Here is a 21,409-nt window from a genome sequence, read left to right as displayed (position 1 = left end):
GTGGTAATAAAAAAGGAGCATGAAGCTCCTTTTTTATTGGGACTAAATTAGCCCTGAATCAAAGCTGTTAATTCATCAACATAATGCTGCATCGGTTGCGGATTTTTGTCTGCACGGCTTTCGATATTTAAGCGCAATAATGGCTCAGTATTTGATGCACGTACATTCAGGCGCCAAGCACCAAAATCGAGGCTAACACCATCAGTGCGGTCTACCTGAGGATTCTGGTCAGCATAATGATCAAAGATTTTTTGCACTGTGGTTTGAGTATCAGCCACTTTAAAGTTGATCTCGCCACTGCACGGGAATTTGGCAATCATGTTTTCAACCAGTGTTGAAAGCGATTGTCCTGTTTCTGAAAGCAATGCAATGGTGAGTAACCACGGAATCATACCGCTGTCACAATAGGCAAAATCGCGGAAATAATGATGGGCGCTCATTTCACCGCCGTAAACTGCATTGTGTTCACGCATCACATCTTTAATGAAGGCATGTCCTGATTTTGACTGTACCGCAATGCCTTGATATTGATCGACGATATCAAAGGTATTCCAGACCAGACGTGGGTCATGCACGATTTTCTCACCTGATTGTTTGATCAGGAAGGCTTGTGCCAATAAACCGACGATGTAATAGCCCTCAATAAACTGACCTTTTTCATCGAACAGGAAGCAACGGTCAAAATCACCATCCCAGGCAATGCCCATATCGGCTTGATGTTGCAGTACTGCATCACGGGTACTGTCGCGGTTTTCAATTAAAATTGGGTTAGGAATACCATTTGGGAAGTTGCCATCAGCTTCATGATGAATTTTAATAAATTCCACAGGGATGTTGAGTTGCTGGAATTTTTGTTCAATGGCATCAATCACATGACCTGCTGCACCATTACCTGCATTGACCACCAGTTTGAGTGGACGAATTTTTTGTGGATCGATATAGGTGAGCAGATGCTCGATAAACTCAGGTAAAATATTATAGTTTTGGGTGGTACCTTTATTCGCAACTTCAGTGAATTGCCCTGATTCCGCTAGTGCCTGAATTTCTTTTAAGCCTGTTTCCGCACTGATAGGACGAGCATTTTCACGCACTAATTTCATGCCGTTGTAATCCATTGGATTGTGGCTGGCTGTCACTTCAATACCGCCTTGCACATCTAAATGGAAGGCTGCGAAATAGACTTCTTCTGTGCCTGTCATACCCAAATCAAGCACATTGATGCCTGCATCATTCAAACCACGAATGGTTGCCTGTTTTAAGCCTTCGCTACTTAAACGGATATCACAACCAATCACTACAGTTTTAGGTTGATAGATCTGTCCATAGGCACGACCAATGTTATAAGCAATCTCTTCATTCAGTTCTGTGCCGAGTTTGCCGCGAATATCATAGGCTTTAAAACAAGTCAGTTGAGTCATATTGTTCAATTCATAGTGATGTGATTTGAGTTGTGAACACATTATACAGATATCGCCAAGAAGTCATATTTATAGTTCTTTATCGAGTGATTACGGTTGAGTTCAACTTCGTAGAGTTGCTGTAAAGACAATCCTTTCATAAGACTTTAGTCGAATGTGAAATAAGAAGATTGATAGAAAAGGGTTGATTTAGTTTAATTATTATTGGTCATACCAATTATTGTCGTTACAGTGGGGTTGATCCTGATAATTCATATAATTAAGATGCGTAAAGATTGCAAATGGGTGGGATTTGCTTATTTATTAAATATTGGTCATACCAATATTGGGAAGATTCGTTAAATATCGAAGTGAAAACAAAATGACGCCCAGCATTTCAAGGAGATGAGAATGCTAAATGTGTGGCAACAAATTTATGACCCTTTAAATAATATCTGGCTATCCAGTGCGGTTGCGCTGATTCCGATTGTTTTCTTCTTTTTAGCTTTGGCTGTATTTCGTTTAAAAGGCAGTGTTGCGGGAACCTGTACCGTGATTATTGCCATGCTGATTGCTTTATTCTTCTATCAAATGCCCGCTGAAATGGCATTTGCTTCAGTAGTTTATGGTTTTATTTACGGTTTATGGCCAATTTCGTGGATTATTATCGGTGCCGTTTTTCTATATAAAATTTCAGTGAAAACAGGGCAGTTTGATGTCATTCGCTCCAGTATTTTGTCGATTACTGAAGATCAACGTCTGCAAATGCTGCTGGTGGGTTTCGCTTTTGGTACCTTCCTTGAAGGTGCGGCAGGTTTTGGTGCGCCAGTTGCGATTACCGCTGCCTTATTAGTCGGACTAGGTTTTAAACCGCTTTATGCCGCTGGTCTTTGTTTGATTGTGAATACTGCCCCTGTGGCCTTTGGGGCGATGGGGATCCCGATTATTGTGGCAGGGCAGGTATCTGGTGTGGATACCATGGAAATCAGCCAGATGGTGGGGCGCCAGTTACCTTTTCTAACTATCATCGTGCTGTTCTGGATCATGGCGATCATGGATGGCTGGCGTGGAGTGAAAGAAACTTGGCCTGCAGTACTGGTTGGCGGGAGTGCCTTCGCCATTGCACAATACCTGACCTCGAATTTTCTGGGGCCAGAACTGCCTGATATTACTGCCGCGATTGCCTCATTGGTCAGTCTCACCTTGTTATTCCGCGTCTGGAAACCAAAGCATATTTTCCGTTTTGAGGGTGTAGAGCCACAAGATACAAGCTCAGCAGAGCATACGCCACAACGCTATAGCATTGCGCAGATTGCCAAAGCATGGTCTCCGTTTATGATCTTAACCGTGATGGTGACCATCTGGAGTATTCAACCCTTTAAGGCTTTGTTTGCCAAAGATGGGGCATTGGCGGACTGGATTTTTAAAATTGAAGTGCCGTATCTGCATAAGCTGGTAGAAAAAATGGCGCCGATCGTGCCTGAAACCACAGCTTATGAAGCGATCTATAAATTTGACTGGTTCTCTGCCACAGGTACAGCGATTTTTATTGCGGCTATCATTACCATCATGTTCCTGAAAATGCAAACGCGTGAGGCGGTCACCACCTTTGGCGAAACATTGAATGAATTAAAAACGCCAATTTATTCTATTGGGATGGTGTTGGCTTTTGCTTTTATTGCCAATTATTCAGGTCTTTCTGCGACTCTGGCTCTAGCGTTATCACACACAGGTCATGCTTTTACTTTCTTCTCGCCATTCTTGGGTTGGCTGGGTGTATTCCTGACGGGTTCAGATACGTCATCAAATGCCTTGTTCTCGGCTTTACAAGCGACCACAGCCCAGCAAATTGGGATTCCAGAAGTATTGCTGGTAGCTGCCAATACCAGTGGCGGCGTAACGGGCAAGATGATTTCACCACAATCGATTGCGATTGCCTGTGCAGCGGTAGGTCTCGTTGGAAAAGAGTCAGACTTGTTCCGTTTCACGGTAAAACATAGCATCATATTTACTATCTTTGTTGGCATCATCGTCACGGTTCAGGCTTATCTGGTGCCGTGGATGATTCCATAACGCTAATCAAGGAAATGTGATGAGAATCTCCGATCAAGTGGTCATGAAATTACAGGCGCTCATTGAGCAGCGTCAGATGAAACAAGGTGATCGTTTGCCAGCCGAGCGTCAGCTTGCAACTAGCTTGGGAGTGTCTCGTCCGTCCTTACGTGAAGCGATCCAGCAGTTGAACAGTCAGGGCGTGCTCAGTAGCCGCCGTGGTGATGGGACTTATATCCAGCAATTGCCAGAACAATGGTCACAACAGTTGATTGTGAATCCGATTAGTAACTTGATTGAAGAAGATCCGCTGTACCGTTTTGATGTGCAAGAAGCTCGGTTATTACTGGAAGGTGGAACAGCATGGTATGCAGCATTGCGTTCAACGTCTGAAGATCGCGCCAAAATCCATCATTATTTTGATGAGATTAGCCGCCATCAAAATGCAGGGGATTCGTCTCAGGCCGCGGTTGCAGATGCAGAATTTCATCTGGCGATTGCTGAGGCCTCACACAATATTGTGTTGATCCAGATGATGCGCGGCTTGTTTGACTTGTTGCAATACAACGTCTTACTGGGACGCAAGAAAGTTTATAACGATCCTGTTAATGGTGATTTGCTCAGTGAGCAGCATTTTCAGGTGATGGATGCGATTGATCGTAAAGATCCGGAGGCTGCGCGCCAAGCGGTGTGTGGTCATATTGAATTTGTGATTAATCATGTACGTGCGCTGGACGAAGATGAAGCTCGCCAGAAACGTGCAACACGTTTAACAAGAGTTGACTCAAAATGATTATTTCTTCTGGCAATGATTATCGTGCTGCGGCACAACGTCGTTTACCGCCATTTTTATTTCACTATATCGACGGTGGTGCCTACTCGGAATATACCTTAAAACGCAATGTACAGGACCTTTCTGAAATTGCCTTGCGTCAACGGGTGCTGAACGATATGTCGGCACTCAGTTTGGAGACCAAGCTGTTTAATGAAACCTTATCGATGCCTGTGGCTTTGGCACCTGTAGGTTTAACAGGTATGTATGCGCGTCGCGGTGAAGTTCAGGCGGCAGTGGCAGCGGATAAAAAAGGCATTCCATTTACCTTGTCGACGGTTTCGGTCTGTCCAATCGAAGAAGTGGCACCTGCCATTAATCGCCCAATGTGGTTCCAGCTTTATGTTTTGCGTGACCGTGGCTTTATGCGCAATGCTTTGGAACGTGCCAAAGCGGCAGGGTGTTCGACACTGGTATTTACCGTGGATATGCCTGTGCCAGGGGCGCGTTATCGTGATGCGCATTCAGGGATGAGTGGCCCAAATGCGGCGATGCGTCGTTATATGCAGTCGATGTTGCATCCACATTGGGCATGGAATGTTGGCATGTGTGGCCGTCCACATGATTTGGGCAATATCTCGAAATATCTGGGCAAACCGACAGGGCTTGAGGATTATATCGGCTGGTTAGGTTCTAACTTTGATCCGTCAATTTCTTGGAAAGATCTGGAGTGGATTCGTGAGTTCTGGGATGGCCCGATGGTGATTAAGGGGATTCTTGATCCTGAAGATGCTAAGGATGCAGTGCGCTTTGGTGCAGATGGCATCGTGGTCTCCAATCATGGGGGGCGTCAACTGGATGGCGTGATGTCTTCTGCGCGAGCTTTGCCTGCGATTGCTGATGCAGTGAAGGGTGATCTGGCGATTCTGGCAGATTCAGGTATTCGTAATGGGCTGGATGTGGTACGGATGCTGGCGCTTGGTGCGGATACGGTGTTATTGGGACGTGCCTTTGTTTATGCGCTGGCGGCAGCAGGGGGGCAAGGGGTATCGAATTTGCTTGATCTGATTGATAAGGAAATGCGGGTGGCAATGACGTTGACGGGTGCCAAGTCGATTCAAGAAATTAATGCAGATTGTTTGGTACAAGCCATTAAACAAGGTTTTTAAGAATTATTTTCTAAGTTTAGTAGTAGGCACAGCCGCCAAGTTTGGTGACATGCTTATGTCTGAGGTAGAGGCATTTGTCACTTTTGAAGGATCAAAAGTAACCAAAAATCCTCTACTCCGATGACGGTACTTCCCTGCTACCGCATCGGAACAGGCGGCATCCTTGCCGCCAATCGCGATAGCAAAATGAGATGTTCTCAATTAGAAAAAGAGCGACCTAAGCTCTTGATAGTAAATTATGCGAAAGGAGCCATCATGCAAACATTTTCTCCCAAAGCGGTGATTGATCGTTTACAGCAGATTGTTGGACGTCAGCATGTACTGAGTGATGATCAAAGTACACGGCAGTATCGGCAAGGCCGTCGTTTTGGTGAAGGTAAAGTCTTTGCAGTGGTCATCCCGGGTACCTTGCTGGAACAGTGGCAGGTGCTGCAAGCGGCGATTGATGCAGATTGTATTGTCATTATGCAAGCCGCCAATACAGGACTAACGGGTGGTTCAACACCCTATGGCGATGATTATGACCGTCCTGTGTTGGTGATGAGTACGCGTCGTTTAAAGGGCATTCAGGTGATCCATGACGGTAAACAAGTGATTTGTTTGCCTGGGGCGACTTTGGATAATCTGGAACAGCTATTGAAAGGCTATGATCGGGAACCACATTCGGTGATTGGTTCTTCCTGCATTGGCGCTTCGGTATTGGGTGGGGTCTGTAATAACTCAGGCGGTGCACTGGTACGTCGTGGACCTGCTTATACGGAGCTGGCGCTATATGCGCAGGTTAATGCGCAAGGTCAGCTGGAATTGGTGAATCATCTGGGAGTGAACTTAGGCTCGAGTCCTGAAGAAATCCTTACCTGTTTAGAACAACAGCAATACCAAGCCAAAGATATTTTAGATGATGCTGAAAAGCAGGCATCCGATCAGCGTTATGCGCAAGATGTCACACAAGTCGATGCCGATAGTCCTGCTCGTTTTAATGCTGATCCATCACGTTTGTTTGAAGCCTCAGGTTCGGCAGGAAAAGTCTGCGTGTTTGCGGTGCGTCTCGATACCTATGAGAAGGTGGAAAGCAGCGTTTTCTACATTGGCACAAATGATGCCGATGACCTAACCGCGATCCGTCGTTATTTACTCACGTCGTTGCCAAGCTTGCCGATTGCAGGGGAATATATTCATCGTGATGCTTACCATATTGGCGAAAAATACGGTAAAGATACCTTTCTGTTTATTGAGAAATTTGGCACAGCCAATGTGCCGAAAGCCTTCGCGCTCAAGGATAAGGTCGATGGCTTTTTAGAAAGATTTAAAATCAAAGGGCTGACCGATCATATTTTACAAGCGATCACGTCCTTGTTACCGAGTCATTTACCCAAACGAATGACGGAATATCGCGATCGTTATGAGCATCATTTGATGTTACGCGTTGAAAATAATTGCAAAGCCCAGACCGAGCAATTTTTACAAGATTATTTTAAAGTCCATCCCTCGGGCAATTTCTTCCTTTGTGATGCTGAGGAAGGACGTAAAGCCTTTTTGCATCGTTTTGCGGTGGCAGGTGCAGCGATTCGTTATCGTGATACCCATCGGGATGAGGTTGAAGATATTGTGGCGCTCGACATTGCGTTACGTCGTAATGATCGTGAATGGGTCGAGCAGCTGCCTGAGGAGATAGAACAACAAATTATTCATAAGCTTTATTATGGGCACTTTTTCTGCCATGTTTTTCATCAGGATTATATCCTTAAAAAAGGCAATGATCCTTTAGCGATGGAACATCAAATGTGGCATTTGCTGGATGCACGCCGTGCTGAATATCCAGCCGAGCATAATGTCGGCCATCTGTATATTGCCAAGCCAGCATTGGCCAATTTCTATCAGAAACTTGATCCGAATAATTGTTTTAATGTCGGGATAGGGCAAACCTCTAAATTGAAATATTGGGGTAAAGCCAAGTCCTGATTTTAAATAAAACAGACAATAAAAAGGCGCTTCAAGCGCCTTTTTTATGTGTGATAACTTAAGCTGTTGCAGCAGATTTTGCTAAAACTTCAGCCACGGCTTTTGCAACTTTGTACACGTTATTCATGTTTAGACCCGCAACACAGATACGACCACTGCGTACCAAGTAGATTGCATATTCTTCACGCAATGTATCGACTTGCTCAGCCGTTAAACCGGTGTAGCTAAACATGCCTTTTTGGTTCACAAGGTAGCTAAAGTCACGGTCAGGAAGGGCTTTAGTCAATTCATCTTTCAAGATGCTACGCATTTTGATAATACGCTCACGCATCTCTTTCACTTCGCCTTGCCATTGTTGATTGAGATCAGCATCATTTAACACTTCATCAACCAACCATGCACCTGTTGTTGGTGGGCTAGAGTAGATACGACGTACCGTTGCTTTCAATTGCCCGAATGTGCATTTTGCTGCTTCAGCATCGTCACATACGAACGTCAAACCACCAACACGCTCACCGTAAAGTGAGAAGATTTTAGAGAACGAATTGCTGACAATAAAGTTCAGACCTGCTTGGTCTAAAGCACGAATTGCATAGGCATCCTGTTCCATACCATCACCGAAACCTTGATACGCGATGTCGAGGAATGGAATGAGGTTACGTTCTTTTAATACCACAATCACTTGATCCCATTGTGCTGGGTTCAAGTCTGCACCTGTTGGGTTATGGCAGCATGGGTGTAATAACACAATGCTTTGTTCTGGCAAGGTTTTTAAAGTAGACAACATACCGTCAAAATCAACGCCACGCGTTTCAGCATCGAAGTACGGGTAGAAGTTGCTCTTGATGCCTGCACCATTGAAGATCGCAACGTGGTTGTCCCAAGTTGGCTGGCTTACCCAAACTTCTGAATTCGGGAAGTAGGTTTTTAAGAAGTCTGCACCTACTTTTAATGCGCCAGAACCACCAAGCGTTTGAATTGTTGCAACACGACCTTGTTGAATTGCAGGGCTATTCGCACCAAACAATAACGCTTGAATCGCATCACGGTAAGGCTTGAAACCTTCCATTGGTAAATAAAGCTTGGTTTGCGTGTTTTTAGGAGCAATACGTTTTTGCGCTTCGATAATGGTATCAAGCTGAGGAACGATACTGTCTTCGTTATAGTACAAACCAATACTAAGGTTAACCTTTTCAGCACGCGAATCAGCATTAAACTGTTCCATTAATGAAAGGATCGGATCGCCTGCATAAGGTGGGATATGTTGAAACATTAACAATGTCCTTTTCTTCAACAAAGTGCATAGATGTCTGGGGAAGTTGCGCTTCATGAGCGGAACCTTCGATGCCCAATAATGTATCAATAAAGACTGCATGAAGCACGCTGTTATTTACATTTTGGTGCAGTATTTACTTACAAAATTTGTCGGGATTGCTCAATTATAAAGATTGTCTACAATCAAGCTGTCATACCATGGTCGTAGGATAAAAAGTAGCAGCTCTGAAAGGGCAATGAAAAGACCTAAGATCTGATCCTGTATTTTGAATTTAAGTTATTGTTTTATATTTTATTTTAATAATTCTGCCAAGAGACAATATACGTGTGTCAAGGCCATTGGATTGACAGTATCAGCCTAATTTATTGTCGACAATCCTATTGCATTTTTTGTTATACCTCGTTATAAAGTCATCAAAACTATAGAGATTGTCGACAATATGCAAGATACCCTTGTTCCTCAAGCCATCAGCACCAGTCAGGGAATGACCCTGACGGAACACGTATTTAAGCAAATTCAGTCGGCAATTGTGTTGGGACAAATTCCTGCGGGCAGCAAGATTTCAGAACCTGAGCTGGCACGTATTTATGGCATTAGCCGTGGCCCGCTACGTGAAGCTATTCACCGTCTGGAAGGACAGAAATTGGTTGAGCGTACTGCCCATGTTGGTGCGCGTGTGGTGTCATTGTCACTGCAACAGTTTCAAGAGCTCTATCAAATTCGTGCGTCATTAGAAGGCTTGGCCTGCAAACTGGCGGCCCAGCATATTGATAAAAAACAGATTCTGGCCTTGCGTGATGTATTGCGTATGCATGCTGAAGATGAAAATTTTAAAGCAGGTAAAGGCTATTATCTGCAAGAAGGTCAGGACGATTTCCATTACTGCATTATCAAAAGCAGTGGCAATAAAACCCTCGAAAAAATGTTATGCGATGAGCTGTATCACCTCATTCGTATGTATCGCATCCAGTTTTCAAATACCCCAGATCGTCCGAGCAAAGCTTGGGATGAACATATCCGCATTTTAGATGCGATTGCCGAAGGTGATGGTGAGCTGGCTGAAATGCTGATGCACCGTCATATCAACGCATCCTACAAAATTGTTGAGCAAACATTGCTACAAAATCAAGGAGAACAACAACATGGCTAAACAGTCTGCTGGTCAGCTATTCCGCGACGCGGTCGCAAATGAAAAACCATTACAAGTGGTGGGTGCGATCAATGCCAACCATGCTTTATTGGCAAAGCGTGCAGGTTATAAAGCGATCTACTTGTCTGGTGGTGGTGTTGCGGCAGGTTCTTTGGGTTTACCTGATTTGGGTATCAGTAACCTTGATGATGTATTGACCGATGTACGCCGTATTACTGATGTGTGTGATCTGCCATTGTTGGTCGATGTGGATACAGGTTTCGGGGCATCTGCGTTTAATATCGCACGTACCACCAAGTCGATGATCAAGTTCGGTGCTGCTGCGATGCATATCGAAGATCAGGTTGGCGCTAAACGTTGTGGTCATCGCCCAAATAAAGCCATTGTAACTCAGCAAGAAATGGTAGACCGTATCAAGGCCGCAGTTGATGCACGTACTGATGACAGCTTTGTGATCATGGCACGTACAGATGCGCTTGCGGTTGAAGGCTTACAAGCTGCGATTGACCGTGCGGGTGCTTATATTGAAGCAGGTGCAGACATGCTGTTCCCTGAAGCAATTACTGAATTGGCAATGTATAAGCAATTTGCAAATGCGACCAAAGTGCCTGTTTTAGCCAATATCACTGAATTTGGTTCTACGCCATTATTTACCACTGAAGAACTGGCTTCTGCCGATGTCAGCATTGCGCTCTATCCACTTTCTGCATTCCGTGCCATGAACAAGGCCGCAGAAAATGTTTATGAGACATTGCGTAAAGAAGGCACGCAAAAGAATGTGGTCGATACTATGCAAACCCGTCAAGAATTGTATGAACGCATTAACTACCATGCGTTTGAACAGTATCTTGATGGAACTTTTGCGAAGAATAAATAATTTTACCCCCTCCTAACCTCCCCCAGAGGGAGAGGGATTTCACGAATTTAAGACCTTCTTTTATGAAAGACTTAAGAATCGTGAAGGCGGCATGGATGCCGCCACGTTGGGCTGCGGTAGCAGGGAAGTACCGTCAGGCCAACAAAGGATTTTTGCTTACTTTTGATCCGTCAAAAGTAAGTCCGGCCGAAGGCTTATCCTCAAATAAGATGAGAGTTCGGTAAGACACCGCTACGAAATTCACCTAAGGATATAAAAAGGACAATCTTATGAGCAGTAATGAAACAACAACAGGCTTCAAACCAAAAAAATCAGTTGCACTCAGCGGACAAGTTGCAGGCAACACTGCACTCTGTACCGTAGGCCGCAGCGGCAACGACTTACACTACCGTGGCTATGACATTCTCGATCTTGCTGTCGGCAGCCAATTTGAAGAAGTGGCACACTTGCTGGTACACGGCAAACTTCCAAACAAAGCCGAACTCAAAGCCTATAAAGCAAAATTAAAAGCACTCCGCGGCTTACCAGCAGCATTGAAAACAGCACTTGAGCAATTGCCACCATCTGCACACCCAATGGATGTGATGCGTACTGGCGTATCTGTGCTCGGCTGCTTAACCCCAGAACATGAAGACCACAACGAAGCTGGCGCAAAAGACATTGCGGATAAATTGATGGCAAGCTTGGGTTCAATGTTGTTGTACTGGTATCACTTCAGCAACAACGGTCGTCGTATCGAAGTTGAAACCAATGACGATTCGATTGCTGCACATTTCTTGCATTTACTGCATGGCGAAGCGCCATCGGAAGAATGGATTCAAGCCATGCACACCTCATTGATTCTGTATGCAGAGCATGAGTTTAACGCATCTACATTTACCTCTCGTGTGGTAGCAGGGACAGGCTCAGACATGTACTCGGCAATTACGGGCGGTATCGGTGCGTTACGCGGCCCTAAACATGGTGGCGCGAACGAAGTAGCGTTTGTGATTCAACAGCGTTATGACAATGCCGATGAAGCAGAAGCTGACATTCGTAGTCGCGTTGAGAAAAAAGAAGTAGTGATTGGTTTTGGTCACCCAGTCTATACAGTTTCTGATCCACGTAACGAAGTGATCAAGAAAGTGGCACACGACTTGGCGCAAGCACAAGATAACACCAAGATGTACTTGATCGCTGAGCGCCTAGAAGCTGTGATGAAAGAAGTGAAAAATATGTTCCCGAACCTCGACTGGTTTAGTGCGGTGAGCTATCACTTGATGGGCGTTCCAACAGCCATGTTTACGCCATTATTCGTGATTGCTCGTACTGCGGGTTGGTCTGCGCATGTGATTGAACAACGTCAGGACGGCAAAATCATTCGTCCAAGTGCCAACTATACTGGCCCTGAAAATCTTGAATTTATACCATTGGCGGAGCGTGGTTAATGAACACAAAATATCGTAAACCGCTGGCGGGTACCCAGCTCGAATACTATGACGTGCGTCAAGCCGTTGAGGATATTCAGCCAGGCGCATATGCAACTCTGCCGTACACATCGAAAGTGTTGGCTGAACAGCTGGTGCGTAAAGCTGATGCAGAAAATTTAACAGAATACCTAAAGCAATTGATCGAACGTCGCCAAGATACCGATTTTCCATGGTATCCAGCGCGCGTCGTCTGTCATGACATTTTGGGTCAAACCGCACTGGTAGATCTTGCTGGTTTGCGTGATGCGATTGCAGATAAAGGCGGTGATCCTTCCAAAGTGAATCCTGTGGTGCCAACCCAGTTGATCGTCGATCACTCTTTGGCAGTGGAATACGGTGGTTTTGACCCTGATGCGTTTGAGAAAAACCGTGCAGTGGAAGACCGTCGTAATGAAGACCGTTTCCACTTTATTGAGTGGACCAAAACTGCCTTTAAAAATGTCGATGTGATCCCTGCGGGCAACGGCATCATGCATCAGATCAACTTGGAGAAAATGTCTCCAGTGATTCAAAATCGTGATGGCTTGGCGTTCCCTGATACCTGTGTCGGTACAGATTCACATACGCCACATACCGATGCGCTTGGCGTGATTTCAGTCGGTGTCGGTGGCTTAGAAGCTGAAAATGTCATGCTCGGTCGCGCGTCTTGGATGCGTTTACCTGACATCATTGGGGTTGAATTTGTAGGTCAGCGTCAAGCAGGTATTACTGCAACCGATATCGTACTGGCTTTAACCGAGTTCTTACGTAAAGAGCGTGTAGTTGGTGCTTACCTTGAGTTCTTCGGTGAAGGTGCTGACAGCATGTCTGTAGGCGACCGTGCCACCATTTCGAATATGACACCTGAATATGGCGCAACTGCGGCAATGTTCTATATTGACCAGAACACGATTGATTATTTACGTCTGACTGGTCGTGAAGATGCGCAAGTGGCTTTGGTTGAGCAATATGCCAAAGAAATTGGTCTTTGGGCATCTGATATGACCAAAGCTGAGTACCCACGTGTACTTCGTTTTGATCTTTCGACGGTGACTCGTAACATTGCAGGCCCATCAAATCCGCATGCGCGTGTGTCTACGGCTGACTTGAAAGAGAAAGGTATTGCTGGTGTAGTTGAGAATCGTACCGATGGCTTAATGCCAGATGGCGCTATTATCATTGCTGCCATCACCTCATGTACCAATACTTCAAACCCACGTAATACTGTTGCCGCAGGTCTGTTGGCTCGTAAGGCCAATGAGCTAGGTTTAGTGCGTAAGCCTTGGGTGAAATCATCATTTGCACCGGGTTCAAAAGCGGCTGCGCTGTATCTTGAAGAAGCGGGCGTGTTGGGTGACCTTGAGAAACTTGGTTTTGGTATCGTCGCCTATGCATGTACTACGTGTAACGGCATGTCAGGCGCACTTGATCCCGTGATTCAACAAGAAATCATTGATCGTGACTTATACGCGACTGCGGTACTTTCGGGTAACCGTAACTTCGATGGTCGTATCCATCCATATGCAAAACAGGCATTCCTTGCATCTCCGCCGTTGGTTGTGGCCTATGCAATTGCAGGAACGATTCGTTTTGATATCGAAAAAGATGCGCTGGGTACAGACAAAGAAGGTAATCCAATTTACCTGAAAGATATCTGGCCTTCAGATGCTGAAATTGATGCACTTGTGAAAGAAGCGGTGAAGCCTGAACAGTTCCGTAAAGTCTATATTCCAATGTTTGACTTGGGTGAATTTGAACAAGCTGAAAGTCCGTTATATGACTGGCGTCCGCAAAGTACCTATATCCGCCGCCCACCATATTGGGAAGGGGCATTGGCTGCACCACGTACCCTAGCCAATATGCGTCCGTTGGCAATCTTGGGTGACAATATCACCACCGATCACTTGTCACCATCGAATGCGATTTTGATGGACTCGGCTGCGGGTGAATACCTACACAAAATGGGCGTACCTGAAGAAGACTTCAACTCATACGCAACCCATCGTGGTGACCATTTGACGGCACAACGTGCAACCTTTGCCAATCCGAAACTGTTTAATGAAATGGTGGTTCGTTCCGACGGCACGATCAAGCAAGGTTCAAAAGCGCGTGTCGAGCCAGAAGGCGAAGTGATGCGGATGTGGGAAGCGATTGAAACCTACATGAACCGTAAGCAACCGTTGATCATTGTGGCGGGTGCGGATTATGGTCAGGGTTCAAGTCGTGACTGGGCAGCGAAAGGTGTACGTCTTGCAGGTGTTGAAGCGATTGTGGCTGAAGGTTTTGAGCGTATTCACCGTACTAACTTGGTCGGTATGGGCGTTTTACCGCTTGAGTTTAAAGCAGGTGTAAACCGTAAAACCTTAAAGTTAGATGGTACGGAGCTTTATAGCGTAATTGGTAATATTGCACCGCGTTCGACTTTAACTTTGGTGATTGAACGCGCTACAGCAGATGGTAAAGAAGAGATTGTTGAAGTACCTGTGACTTGCCGTTTAGATACAGAAGAAGAAGTTTCTGTTTATGAAGCGGGTGGGGTATTACAGCGTTTTGCACAAGACTTTTTAGAAGGTCAAGTGGCTTGATAATGTACTAATCTTGTTGATTATCTTTAATAAAAGCCCTACTTTAGAGTAGGGTTTTTTTTAAAGATATAGAATATGGCTAAAAAGAAAATTTTAACAATTGGCTTTTCTTTGTATGGAGATGATGCTGAATATTGTGATTTTAATTCAGAAACTTCGTTGTTAGATTGGGATATAATTTTAATCCAGCCTGATATTAGTGATTACTTATTTAGGGGAGGAGATTATTTTCAAGGGAAAAAAAGCCTTTCGGATTATGATTCCTTTACTCTTAAATCTAAAACAGAGCACTGGAAAAGAGAAATAAAAACAGCAATGGATCATGGGAAGTTAGTTGTTGTTTTCTTAGATAAGTTGCAAGAGGTATTTATAGCAACAGGAGAAAAACAATATTCTGGTACTGGAAAAAATAGGCAAACTACTAGAATAGTAACTTCATATACTAATTATGATATGTTGCCTATTAAGTTGAAAATTACAAATTCGAAAGGTAAAGAAATAAAATTAGCACCTAAAAAATCAGAAGTAGTATCTACCTATTGGAGTAGCCTTGGTGACAATTCCTCATATCAAGTATTAGTTGAAGGAGCTGTTGTACCTTGTTTGCAAACTAAACATGGAGATAAAACAGTAGGTTTTATTTTGAATGCAAGTAATTCAAATGGAGCTTTAATAGGTTTGCCTAATATAAATTTTTCAGACGATTCCTTTTTTGATGAAGAACAAGAAGAATGGAGTGTAATAGGTCAACAATTTTCTCATAATTTTATTAAACAGATAGTTAGCTTAGAAAAATCAGTTAAGCAAGACGGAGATTTAACAGTAGAACCAGATTGGGCGAGGGTTGATCAATTTAAATTAAAGAATGAAGAGATAGAAAATAATAAATTACTTATTTTGGAGGAAAAACTAAGTAAAATATCTGCTGAAAAAGAAGACGTTTTAGAAAGAATAAACCAGCTAAGTAAATTAAGAAATTTATTATTTGAAAAAGGAAAACCTTTAGAGTTTGCAATATTAGATGCATTAGAAATTTTAGGCTTCTCTGTGTCTCAATATGAGGATGCTGATTCAGAATTTGATGCAGTTTTTGAGTCAGAAGAGGGGCGACTAATTGGAGAGGTTGAGGGAAAAGATAATAAGGCTATCAATATTGATAAGTTGAGACAATTATCTTTGAATATACATGAAGATCTACAACGAGAAGAGGTTTTAGTACCCGCTAAATCGGTACTCTTTGGAAATGCTTATCGCTTACTTCCTTTAGAAGAAAGACCTAATCCATTCACTGATAAATGTAGCTCTGCTGCCTTAGTTGGCTCGACTGCATTAGTATTTACCCCCGATCTTTTTTTAGTGGCTAAATATTTAAAGGATAATAAGAATGCCAGATTTGCAACACAATGTAGAAAATCTATTTTAGAAGCAGTTGGTCGAGTTAAATTTCCCTCTCTCCCCACAAAAAATGGAAATATCCCTTTAAGTAATAAAAGATTAGAAAACAATTGATTTAAATTTTTACTTAAAATGATTATAGAAAAGCCCAACATCCTGTTGGGCTTTTCTATATTTGGTTGCTAGATATGACTCCCATCGTACCTCACGATCTGATGTTTGAACCTACTATTATTTTATGTTCCGGAATATCCTGTTCCTGTATGAACTCATCATAGGAAAAAAGTGGTAAGTCGCCAATCCGCATAATTCCTAACGCGTGTATAGAAAAAATGTACACATTCCATCCTTCACCTTTCCGCCATCACCACCCGTCGGAAAGGTCAATAAATAATCAAAACTATCACGCTATAGTATATATACCATTTCTAAAATCTATGGAGAGCAAAGATGGTAACTGCTGGCGAAAAACCTGGAACAGGCTTCTATTTTTGTGTTCAATGCGGACACCGCACCTATTTAGAAATTGGTACTGATCGTTTACCTCCGTGTACCAAATGCCTTGGCAATCAATTCAACAGTAAGAATGCCTAAGCCGCAAAATACCAAACAGTTACCCACTGTTTGAATAAAAGCCCTATCCCTTGATAGGGCTTTTTGTTACCTTAAAAATAAGATTTAAATAACAAGACCTGTCATAGGCATAGAAAGGTAATCCGTGATGGAAACGATTTTAGGACTCTGTATTGGCGTTGGACTCAGCGCAGCCTGTGGCTTTCGTGTCTTTGTTCCGCTATTGGCGATGAGCATTGCTACCTTAATGGGATGGTATCAACCTGCTCAAGGCTTTGAATGGTTGGCACTTCCATCGGTGTGTATGGCATTAGGTTTTGCCACGATCTGTGAAATTGCAGCTTACTATGTACCTTGGGTCGATAACCTATTAGATACCATTGCCACACCTGCGGCTGTAGTGGCGGGTACATTGACCACGATGGCGGTGAGCAGTGGTGAAATGTCCCAGTTTGCCACTTGGGCAGCGGCACTGATTGTCGGTGGTGGAACAGCAGGCGTAGTGCAAATGAGTACCGTAGCAGCACGCGGGGTTTCGACAGCAACCACAGGTGGACTGGGTAATTTTGTGGTTGCTACAGGTGAACTGATTGGCTCGATCTTATTGTCGATTCTGGCTTTTATCATGCCTGTGGTGATTACGGTTTTGGTGATTGTTCTTATTATTGTTGCCGCACGCTGGATTCGTTCGAAAAAACAAGAGAAACTCAGCCATTCTATATAAGTGTCATAACAGCAATAACAACCTGAATGAAGAATTAAAAATGATGATAAAAACACAATGTATTGCATTCATCTTGGCTTGTTCAAGCCTATCTGCATTGCCACAAGTCAGCTTTGCTCAAGAACAACCAACAGCAGAAGAACTGAAACTCCGCAAAGATAAAGTCACTTATAAAGCCTATGTCCCTGCGAAATATCAATTATTTCAAGCGATTGAAGGCGACCTCAATAAAGATGGTTTGAAGGATGTGGTGTTGATCGTCAAAGCCACTGATTCCAAAGCCTTTGTACATGATGAGTATCGTGGACATTTAGACCGCAACCGCCGTGGTGTAATCGTATTGCTGAATCAAAAAGGCAAATATAAACCTGTTGTCAGCAACCTCAGTTGTTTTAGCTCGGAAAATGAAGATGGCGGTGTCTATTTCCCACCTGAGTTATGGATGGAAATTAAAAATAATCTATTGAGTGTCTATTATTCGCATGGACGTTATGGTTATTGGCGTTATCTGTTTCGCTTAGAAGGCAGTGATCTGCGTCTGATTGGCTATGATGATTCAAGTAATCATGGTCCTCTTATTCAAAGCCAAACCAGTATTAACTTTTTAACAGGCAAAAAAGTGATACGGAAAAATATGAGTGAAGATGAAGAAGCAGACCCAAGGTTTAAAGAAACGTGGAGCAAAATCAATCAGGCACCCCTCTATTTGTCCAAAGTGAAAGACTTTGATGATTTAAGTTTTTAAGCACTGACGACTATCGAAAAACCAGTCAGAACAGCGTAAATTAGCTTCACTTTTGATATTGCGTTCAAGCTTATGATGATCACTTGGATTCTGTTCACCCTGATGGCTGCATTTATGCAGGCTTGGCGCAATGCATTTCAAAAACAACTCAGTACCACTGTGGATGTCTACGGCACCACACTGGCCCGATTCATCTTTTCCCCCATCTTTGCCTTTAGTTATCTGACCTTTCTCTATCTACATCAGCCCGTCACCGCATCCGTGCATTTTTCCGATAAATTCTGGTTCTATATCGTGATTGCAGGTATTAGCCAGATCTATGCGACTGCCTTGATGGTGAAACTATTCCAGCAAAAGAACTATGCCATTGGCGTGGGACTGGCCAAAAGTGAAGCGATCTTGGCTGCCTTGGTCGGTGTGCTGTTCTTGCAAGAACATCTCAGCACATGGGGCTGGGTCGGGGTAGTGATTGGGGCATTGGCAGTATTTTTACTTAGTAAAGGTAAGCAGCAGTCCGATCTTTCTCTAAAAACCTTGATGATTGGATTGGGTAGCGGGCTGTGTTTTGCCATCACCTCTTTATTGGTTCGTGAAGCCAGTTTAGAGCTGAGCATGTTGCCATTTTTGCATCGGGCGGCTTGGGTGTTGTGCAGTCTGATCAGCTTTCAATGTATCGTACTGTTGATCTATCTCGGATTTTTTAGTCGACCGACCTTGTACAAAATGTGGCAGCGCGTTGGGCTGACCTTGAGAGTGAGTATCTGTAGTTTTCTAGCTTCAGTGGGCTGGTTTAGTGCGATGAGTATGCAAACTGTGGCGATTGTCAAAACACTGGGTCAGGTGGAAATTTTATTTAGTCTATTGATTTCGGCCTTTTTCTTTAAAGAAAAGCTCGCCAAAACTGATCATTTGGGTCTGTGGCTGGTCATTGTCGCCGCGATTATGGTGATTTGGGCCTAAATTAGAAGTCTTATTTGAAAAAATACACATGTAAATTTGAATTTATCGAAATATAAATCGTAGTTTTTTAATGGAAGTGGGAAATATTTCAATATTTGTCTTTTAGTATGCAAATTTATTTCATTGAGCGTTAAAAATAGCACTTTTTAGGAAAACAATCCCACCAAGATCTGCCTAAACTATGTCTCAAGGGTGTGAAAGGGATCGAAAAGAGTAGCATGCACCGACGCTTACAAAGCAAGTGTGTACGTACCCAAAAGGTCTCGATTCGGCTTAGGACGCTATAGATCAAAAGTTTATAGGCAAAGGTTATGGCTTACAAAGTCATAGGTGTTGAAGTAAACAACCTCTGTTTTCCCTTGATACCCTAAAAAATTTAACCAAATAGAAAATAATAATCAGCGCTAAATAATAAAAACTGCATCAATAAAAGCAAAAACGAATGTGACCTCCATCCTGTAATCCTGCCAATATGAAGATAAATCGATATTTTTATATTAAAAAACAAAATGATATAATTTTTCTATACCTAAAAATCAAAACATGATCACAGGAACAGGTCAATACAATAATGAATCAGTTTGAACTTAAAATTCGCTATCCACATCAGATGAATCGCAATGAAATTGATGCGATGGGGACATTTGACCTGACCACGATTTTAAGCAAATTTGACGAGATGAGCTGGCGTCAGCAACTGGTTCGTCAGTTACAGCTCAACGGTGCTGATACTAGTTTTATAGTGACCGATCTTGATACCGATCAAACTCTTGCAATTACGCTGGATGCCTATGCCAAGTCACAACAACTGGAATTTAAGCTGGATAGTGATCTTGTGGTGATTGTTCCTAAAAAGGATGTATTTGGATTGGTGACTCGTAAAACCAAAGAAACCATTGCATTTAAACAGTTGAGTCTGGCGCGGGCAAAAGACTACCTGATTGCCTTTTTAAATCGGGACATTGTCATTCTGGAAGAGAAATATAAAGATAACTTAAGCAAAGGCATTAAAGCCCATTCTTAATGATTCAATTGCCTTGCCTATAAATAAGCCTGTTGCGAAACTGTTTTGCAGCACTATAATCGCTGCTCATTTTGTCCCTTTGTCTGCCTGCTTATTTTCTTATGCCTTTAAACGACAACTTTATTTATGCTCCTCCGCAACACGCTTTAGAAATCATCTATGAAGATGAGGACTTGATTGTGGTGAATAAGCCTGCGGGACTATTGTCTGTCATGGGGCGTTTACCCGAGCATCAAGACAGTGCTTATTTACGGGTTTTAGAACAGCATCCAGCTGCCAAAGTGACGCATCGTCTGGATATGGCGACCTCTGGGCTGTTGATGTTTGCCAAGCATCGGGAAGCAGAAGTGGCGGTCAGTAAAATGTTTCAGGCACGAACCGTCAAAAAATACTATGAAGCACTGGTACAAGGTGAAATTCAGGCCGAGGGGAGTGTTGACGTTCCACTAATTACCGATTGGGAAAACCGTCCACGTCAGATCGTCCATTTTGAGCTGGGCAAGCAAGCCAAAACCTTATTCCAACGCATCCAGTATGATGCGGCAACTGATCAAAGCCGTGTTCGTTTGGAGCCAGTGACAGGTCGTTCACATCAACTGCGGGTGCATATGATGCACATTGGTCATCCGATCATGGGCGATAAACTCTATCATCCTGAGCCTGCCAAGTTTCATTTAAAACGCATGGCACTACATGCTGCCTATCTAGCATTTCAGCATCCACTTAAGTTGCATGAAATTGAAATTCATTCTGAGGTAAAATTCTAAAAGACAACAATAAATAGGCAGGCTGATGTATTCGATTCAACAGGTGCTCTGGCAGACCTTGCTGCCTGCGCAACAAGCACAACTCAGGACTTTGCTACTCGAAGCCGATCCGGATTGGGTGCACGTTTCAAGTTATCTGTTTCAATCGAATCTATTCCTGATGCTGGATGAGCAGGCACAAATCATTGCCCAGTTGTGTTTACTGGAAACGAATGATCAAGCTGAAATTAAAAATCTGACTGTGGTCGAAAATCATCAAGGGCAGGGCTTGGCTAAAAGATTGATTCAACATGCAATTGAATCTGCCAAACAGATGCATATCCATACTTTATGGGTCAAGACGGGCAACTCCAGTCTGGATCAATTGGCGCTTTATCAAAAATGTGGCTTTCGTATGTCACATATAGAACGTGATGTGTTTAGAGATTATCCAGCACCGATTTATGAAAATGGGATTCGTTGTTTAGATCAAGTGGTGTTGTGCTTAGACTGTATTGAAAATCAGTAAGCCAAGATATTTTGGGTTGATCATT

Annotated in this window: 18 protein-coding genes; 16 read left to right on the top strand and 2 right to left on the bottom strand. The window is 43.4% G+C overall.

Features of this window, described 5'->3' with window-relative positions:
* Positions 1–47: 47 nt before the first annotated feature.
* Entirely contained in the window at positions 48–1,418 is a 1,371-nt protein-coding gene (locus EC846_RS17955) for a phosphomannomutase CpsG (protein ID WP_123775961.1), read from the bottom strand.
* 384 nt (positions 1,419–1,802) lie between these two features.
* Between EC846_RS17955 and lldP the strand changes: the two genes are divergently transcribed.
* The 4 genes from lldP (at position 1,803) to dld (ending at position 7,352) form a co-directional block, all read left to right on the top strand.
* Positions 1,803–3,470 carry an L-lactate permease gene (lldP, locus tag EC846_RS17950; RefSeq protein WP_171410052.1) on the top strand — a complete coding sequence of 556 codons (1,668 nt, stop codon included), beginning with the start codon at positions 1,803–1,805 and terminating at the stop codon, positions 3,468–3,470.
* A gap of 19 nt (positions 3,471–3,489) precedes the next feature.
* On the top strand, positions 3,490–4,242 hold the full coding sequence (gene lldR / locus EC846_RS17945) for a transcriptional regulator LldR (protein ID WP_123775959.1): 753 nt from the start codon (positions 3,490–3,492) through the stop codon (positions 4,240–4,242).
* Positions 4,239–5,390, top strand: coding sequence for an FMN-dependent L-lactate dehydrogenase LldD (lldD, locus tag EC846_RS17940; protein WP_123775958.1), 1,152 nt, complete (start codon positions 4,239–4,241; stop codon positions 5,388–5,390). Before lldR ends, lldD begins: the two co-directional genes overlap by 4 nt.
* Before the next feature lie 255 nt (positions 5,391–5,645).
* Entirely contained in the window at positions 5,646–7,352 is a 1,707-nt protein-coding gene (gene dld / locus EC846_RS17930) for a D-lactate dehydrogenase (protein ID WP_123775956.1), read from the top strand.
* Between the two features lie 58 nt (positions 7,353–7,410).
* Here dld and EC846_RS17925 read toward each other — a convergent pair whose 3' ends face one another.
* Positions 7,411–8,625 (bottom strand): aromatic amino acid transaminase, encoded by a 1,215-nt coding sequence (locus tag EC846_RS17925; protein ID WP_123775955.1) that lies wholly within the window; start codon positions 8,623–8,625, stop codon positions 7,411–7,413.
* A gap of 442 nt (positions 8,626–9,067) precedes the next feature.
* Between EC846_RS17925 and EC846_RS17920 the strand changes: the two genes are divergently transcribed.
* The 12 genes from EC846_RS17920 to EC846_RS17865 all read left to right on the top strand — a co-directional run bounded on the left by EC846_RS17920 (position 9,068) and on the right by EC846_RS17865 (position 21,384).
* Positions 9,068–9,778 (top strand): GntR family transcriptional regulator, encoded by a 711-nt coding sequence (locus EC846_RS17920; protein WP_005255772.1) that lies wholly within the window; start codon positions 9,068–9,070, stop codon positions 9,776–9,778.
* Positions 9,771–10,655 (top strand): methylisocitrate lyase, encoded by an 885-nt coding sequence (gene prpB / locus EC846_RS17915; protein ID WP_004773358.1) that lies wholly within the window; start codon positions 9,771–9,773, stop codon positions 10,653–10,655. The genes EC846_RS17920 and prpB overlap by 8 nt, the downstream gene beginning before the upstream one ends.
* Positions 10,656–10,924: 269 nt before the next feature.
* Positions 10,925–12,082 (top strand): 2-methylcitrate synthase, encoded by a 1,158-nt coding sequence (prpC, locus tag EC846_RS17910; RefSeq protein WP_123775954.1) that lies wholly within the window; start codon positions 10,925–10,927, stop codon positions 12,080–12,082.
* A complete protein-coding gene (gene acnD / locus EC846_RS17905) occupies positions 12,082–14,688 on the top strand; it encodes a Fe/S-dependent 2-methylisocitrate dehydratase AcnD (RefSeq protein WP_123775953.1) in 2,607 nt (868 codons plus the stop codon). The genes prpC and acnD overlap by 1 nt, the downstream gene beginning before the upstream one ends.
* A gap of 75 nt (positions 14,689–14,763) precedes the next feature.
* Positions 14,764–16,197, top strand: coding sequence for a hypothetical protein (locus EC846_RS17900; protein WP_123775952.1), 1,434 nt, complete (start codon positions 14,764–14,766; stop codon positions 16,195–16,197).
* A 336-nt stretch (positions 16,198–16,533) separates the two neighbouring features.
* On the top strand, positions 16,534–16,677 hold the full coding sequence (locus tag EC846_RS17895; protein ID WP_004637424.1) for a zinc ribbon-containing protein: 144 nt from the start codon (positions 16,534–16,536) through the stop codon (positions 16,675–16,677).
* A gap of 127 nt (positions 16,678–16,804) precedes the next feature.
* Positions 16,805–17,380 carry a DUF4126 domain-containing protein gene (locus EC846_RS17890; RefSeq protein ID WP_123775951.1) on the top strand — a complete coding sequence of 192 codons (576 nt, stop codon included), beginning with the start codon at positions 16,805–16,807 and terminating at the stop codon, positions 17,378–17,380.
* A gap of 43 nt (positions 17,381–17,423) precedes the next feature.
* Complete coding sequence (locus EC846_RS17885) at positions 17,424–18,125, top strand: hypothetical protein (RefSeq protein WP_123776000.1); 702 nt, start codon at positions 17,424–17,426, stop codon at positions 18,123–18,125.
* Between the two features lie 72 nt (positions 18,126–18,197).
* Positions 18,198–19,085, top strand: coding sequence for a DMT family transporter (locus tag EC846_RS17880; protein WP_123775950.1), 888 nt, complete (start codon positions 18,198–18,200; stop codon positions 19,083–19,085).
* A gap of 571 nt (positions 19,086–19,656) precedes the next feature.
* Positions 19,657–20,109, top strand: coding sequence for a hypothetical protein (locus EC846_RS17875; RefSeq protein ID WP_123775949.1), 453 nt, complete (start codon positions 19,657–19,659; stop codon positions 20,107–20,109).
* Positions 20,110–20,210: 101 nt separating this feature from the next.
* Positions 20,211–20,876 carry an RluA family pseudouridine synthase gene (locus EC846_RS17870; RefSeq protein ID WP_004773344.1) on the top strand — a complete coding sequence of 222 codons (666 nt, stop codon included), beginning with the start codon at positions 20,211–20,213 and terminating at the stop codon, positions 20,874–20,876.
* A 25-nt stretch (positions 20,877–20,901) separates the two neighbouring features.
* The gene (locus tag EC846_RS17865) at positions 20,902–21,384 is read left to right on the top strand and encodes a GNAT family N-acetyltransferase (protein WP_123775948.1); all 483 of its coding nucleotides are present in this window, start codon (positions 20,902–20,904) and stop codon (positions 21,382–21,384) included.
* Positions 21,385–21,409: the final 25 nt, after the last annotated feature.

The organism is Acinetobacter sp. BIGb0102 (genome assembly GCF_003815055.1).
GTDB classification, from domain to species: Bacteria; Pseudomonadota; Gammaproteobacteria; order Pseudomonadales; family Moraxellaceae; genus Acinetobacter; species Acinetobacter vivianii.
This window is presented reverse-complemented; position numbering and strand designations above follow the sequence as displayed.

Bases quoted from the DNA above. Each gene is read 5' to 3' on its own strand.
- lldR (WP_123775959.1), top strand. From the start codon at position 3,490: ATGAGAATCTCCGATCAAGTGGTCATGAAATTACAGGCGCTCATTGAG.
- EC846_RS17865 (WP_123775948.1), top strand. From the start codon at position 20,902: ATGTATTCGATTCAACAGGTGCTCTGGCAGACCTTGCTGCCTGCGCAA.
- EC846_RS17895 (WP_004637424.1), top strand. From the start codon at position 16,534: ATGGTAACTGCTGGCGAAAAACCTGGAACAGGCTTCTATTTTTGTGTT.
- EC846_RS17890 (WP_123775951.1), top strand. From the start codon at position 16,805: ATGGAAACGATTTTAGGACTCTGTATTGGCGTTGGACTCAGCGCAGCC.
- EC846_RS17900 (WP_123775952.1), top strand. From the start codon at position 14,764: ATGGCTAAAAAGAAAATTTTAACAATTGGCTTTTCTTTGTATGGAGAT.
- EC846_RS17920 (WP_005255772.1), top strand. From the start codon at position 9,068: ATGCAAGATACCCTTGTTCCTCAAGCCATCAGCACCAGTCAGGGAATG.
- EC846_RS17870 (WP_004773344.1), top strand. From the start codon at position 20,211: ATGCCTTTAAACGACAACTTTATTTATGCTCCTCCGCAACACGCTTTA.
- dld (WP_123775956.1), top strand. From the start codon at position 5,646: ATGCAAACATTTTCTCCCAAAGCGGTGATTGATCGTTTACAGCAGATT.
- acnD (WP_123775953.1), top strand. From the start codon at position 12,082: ATGAACACAAAATATCGTAAACCGCTGGCGGGTACCCAGCTCGAATAC.
- EC846_RS17880 (WP_123775950.1), top strand. From the start codon at position 18,198: ATGATGATCACTTGGATTCTGTTCACCCTGATGGCTGCATTTATGCAG.
- EC846_RS17955 (WP_123775961.1), bottom strand. From the start codon at position 1,418: ATGACTCAACTGACTTGTTTTAAAGCCTATGATATTCGCGGCAAACTC.
- lldP (WP_171410052.1), top strand. From the start codon at position 1,803: ATGAGAATGCTAAATGTGTGGCAACAAATTTATGACCCTTTAAATAAT.
- lldD (WP_123775958.1), top strand. From the start codon at position 4,239: ATGATTATTTCTTCTGGCAATGATTATCGTGCTGCGGCACAACGTCGT.
- EC846_RS17885 (WP_123776000.1), top strand. From the start codon at position 17,424: ATGATAAAAACACAATGTATTGCATTCATCTTGGCTTGTTCAAGCCTA.
- prpC (WP_123775954.1), top strand. From the start codon at position 10,925: ATGAGCAGTAATGAAACAACAACAGGCTTCAAACCAAAAAAATCAGTT.
- EC846_RS17925 (WP_123775955.1), bottom strand. From the start codon at position 8,625: ATGTTTCAACATATCCCACCTTATGCAGGCGATCCGATCCTTTCATTA.
- prpB (WP_004773358.1), top strand. From the start codon at position 9,771: ATGGCTAAACAGTCTGCTGGTCAGCTATTCCGCGACGCGGTCGCAAAT.
- EC846_RS17875 (WP_123775949.1), top strand. From the start codon at position 19,657: ATGAATCAGTTTGAACTTAAAATTCGCTATCCACATCAGATGAATCGC.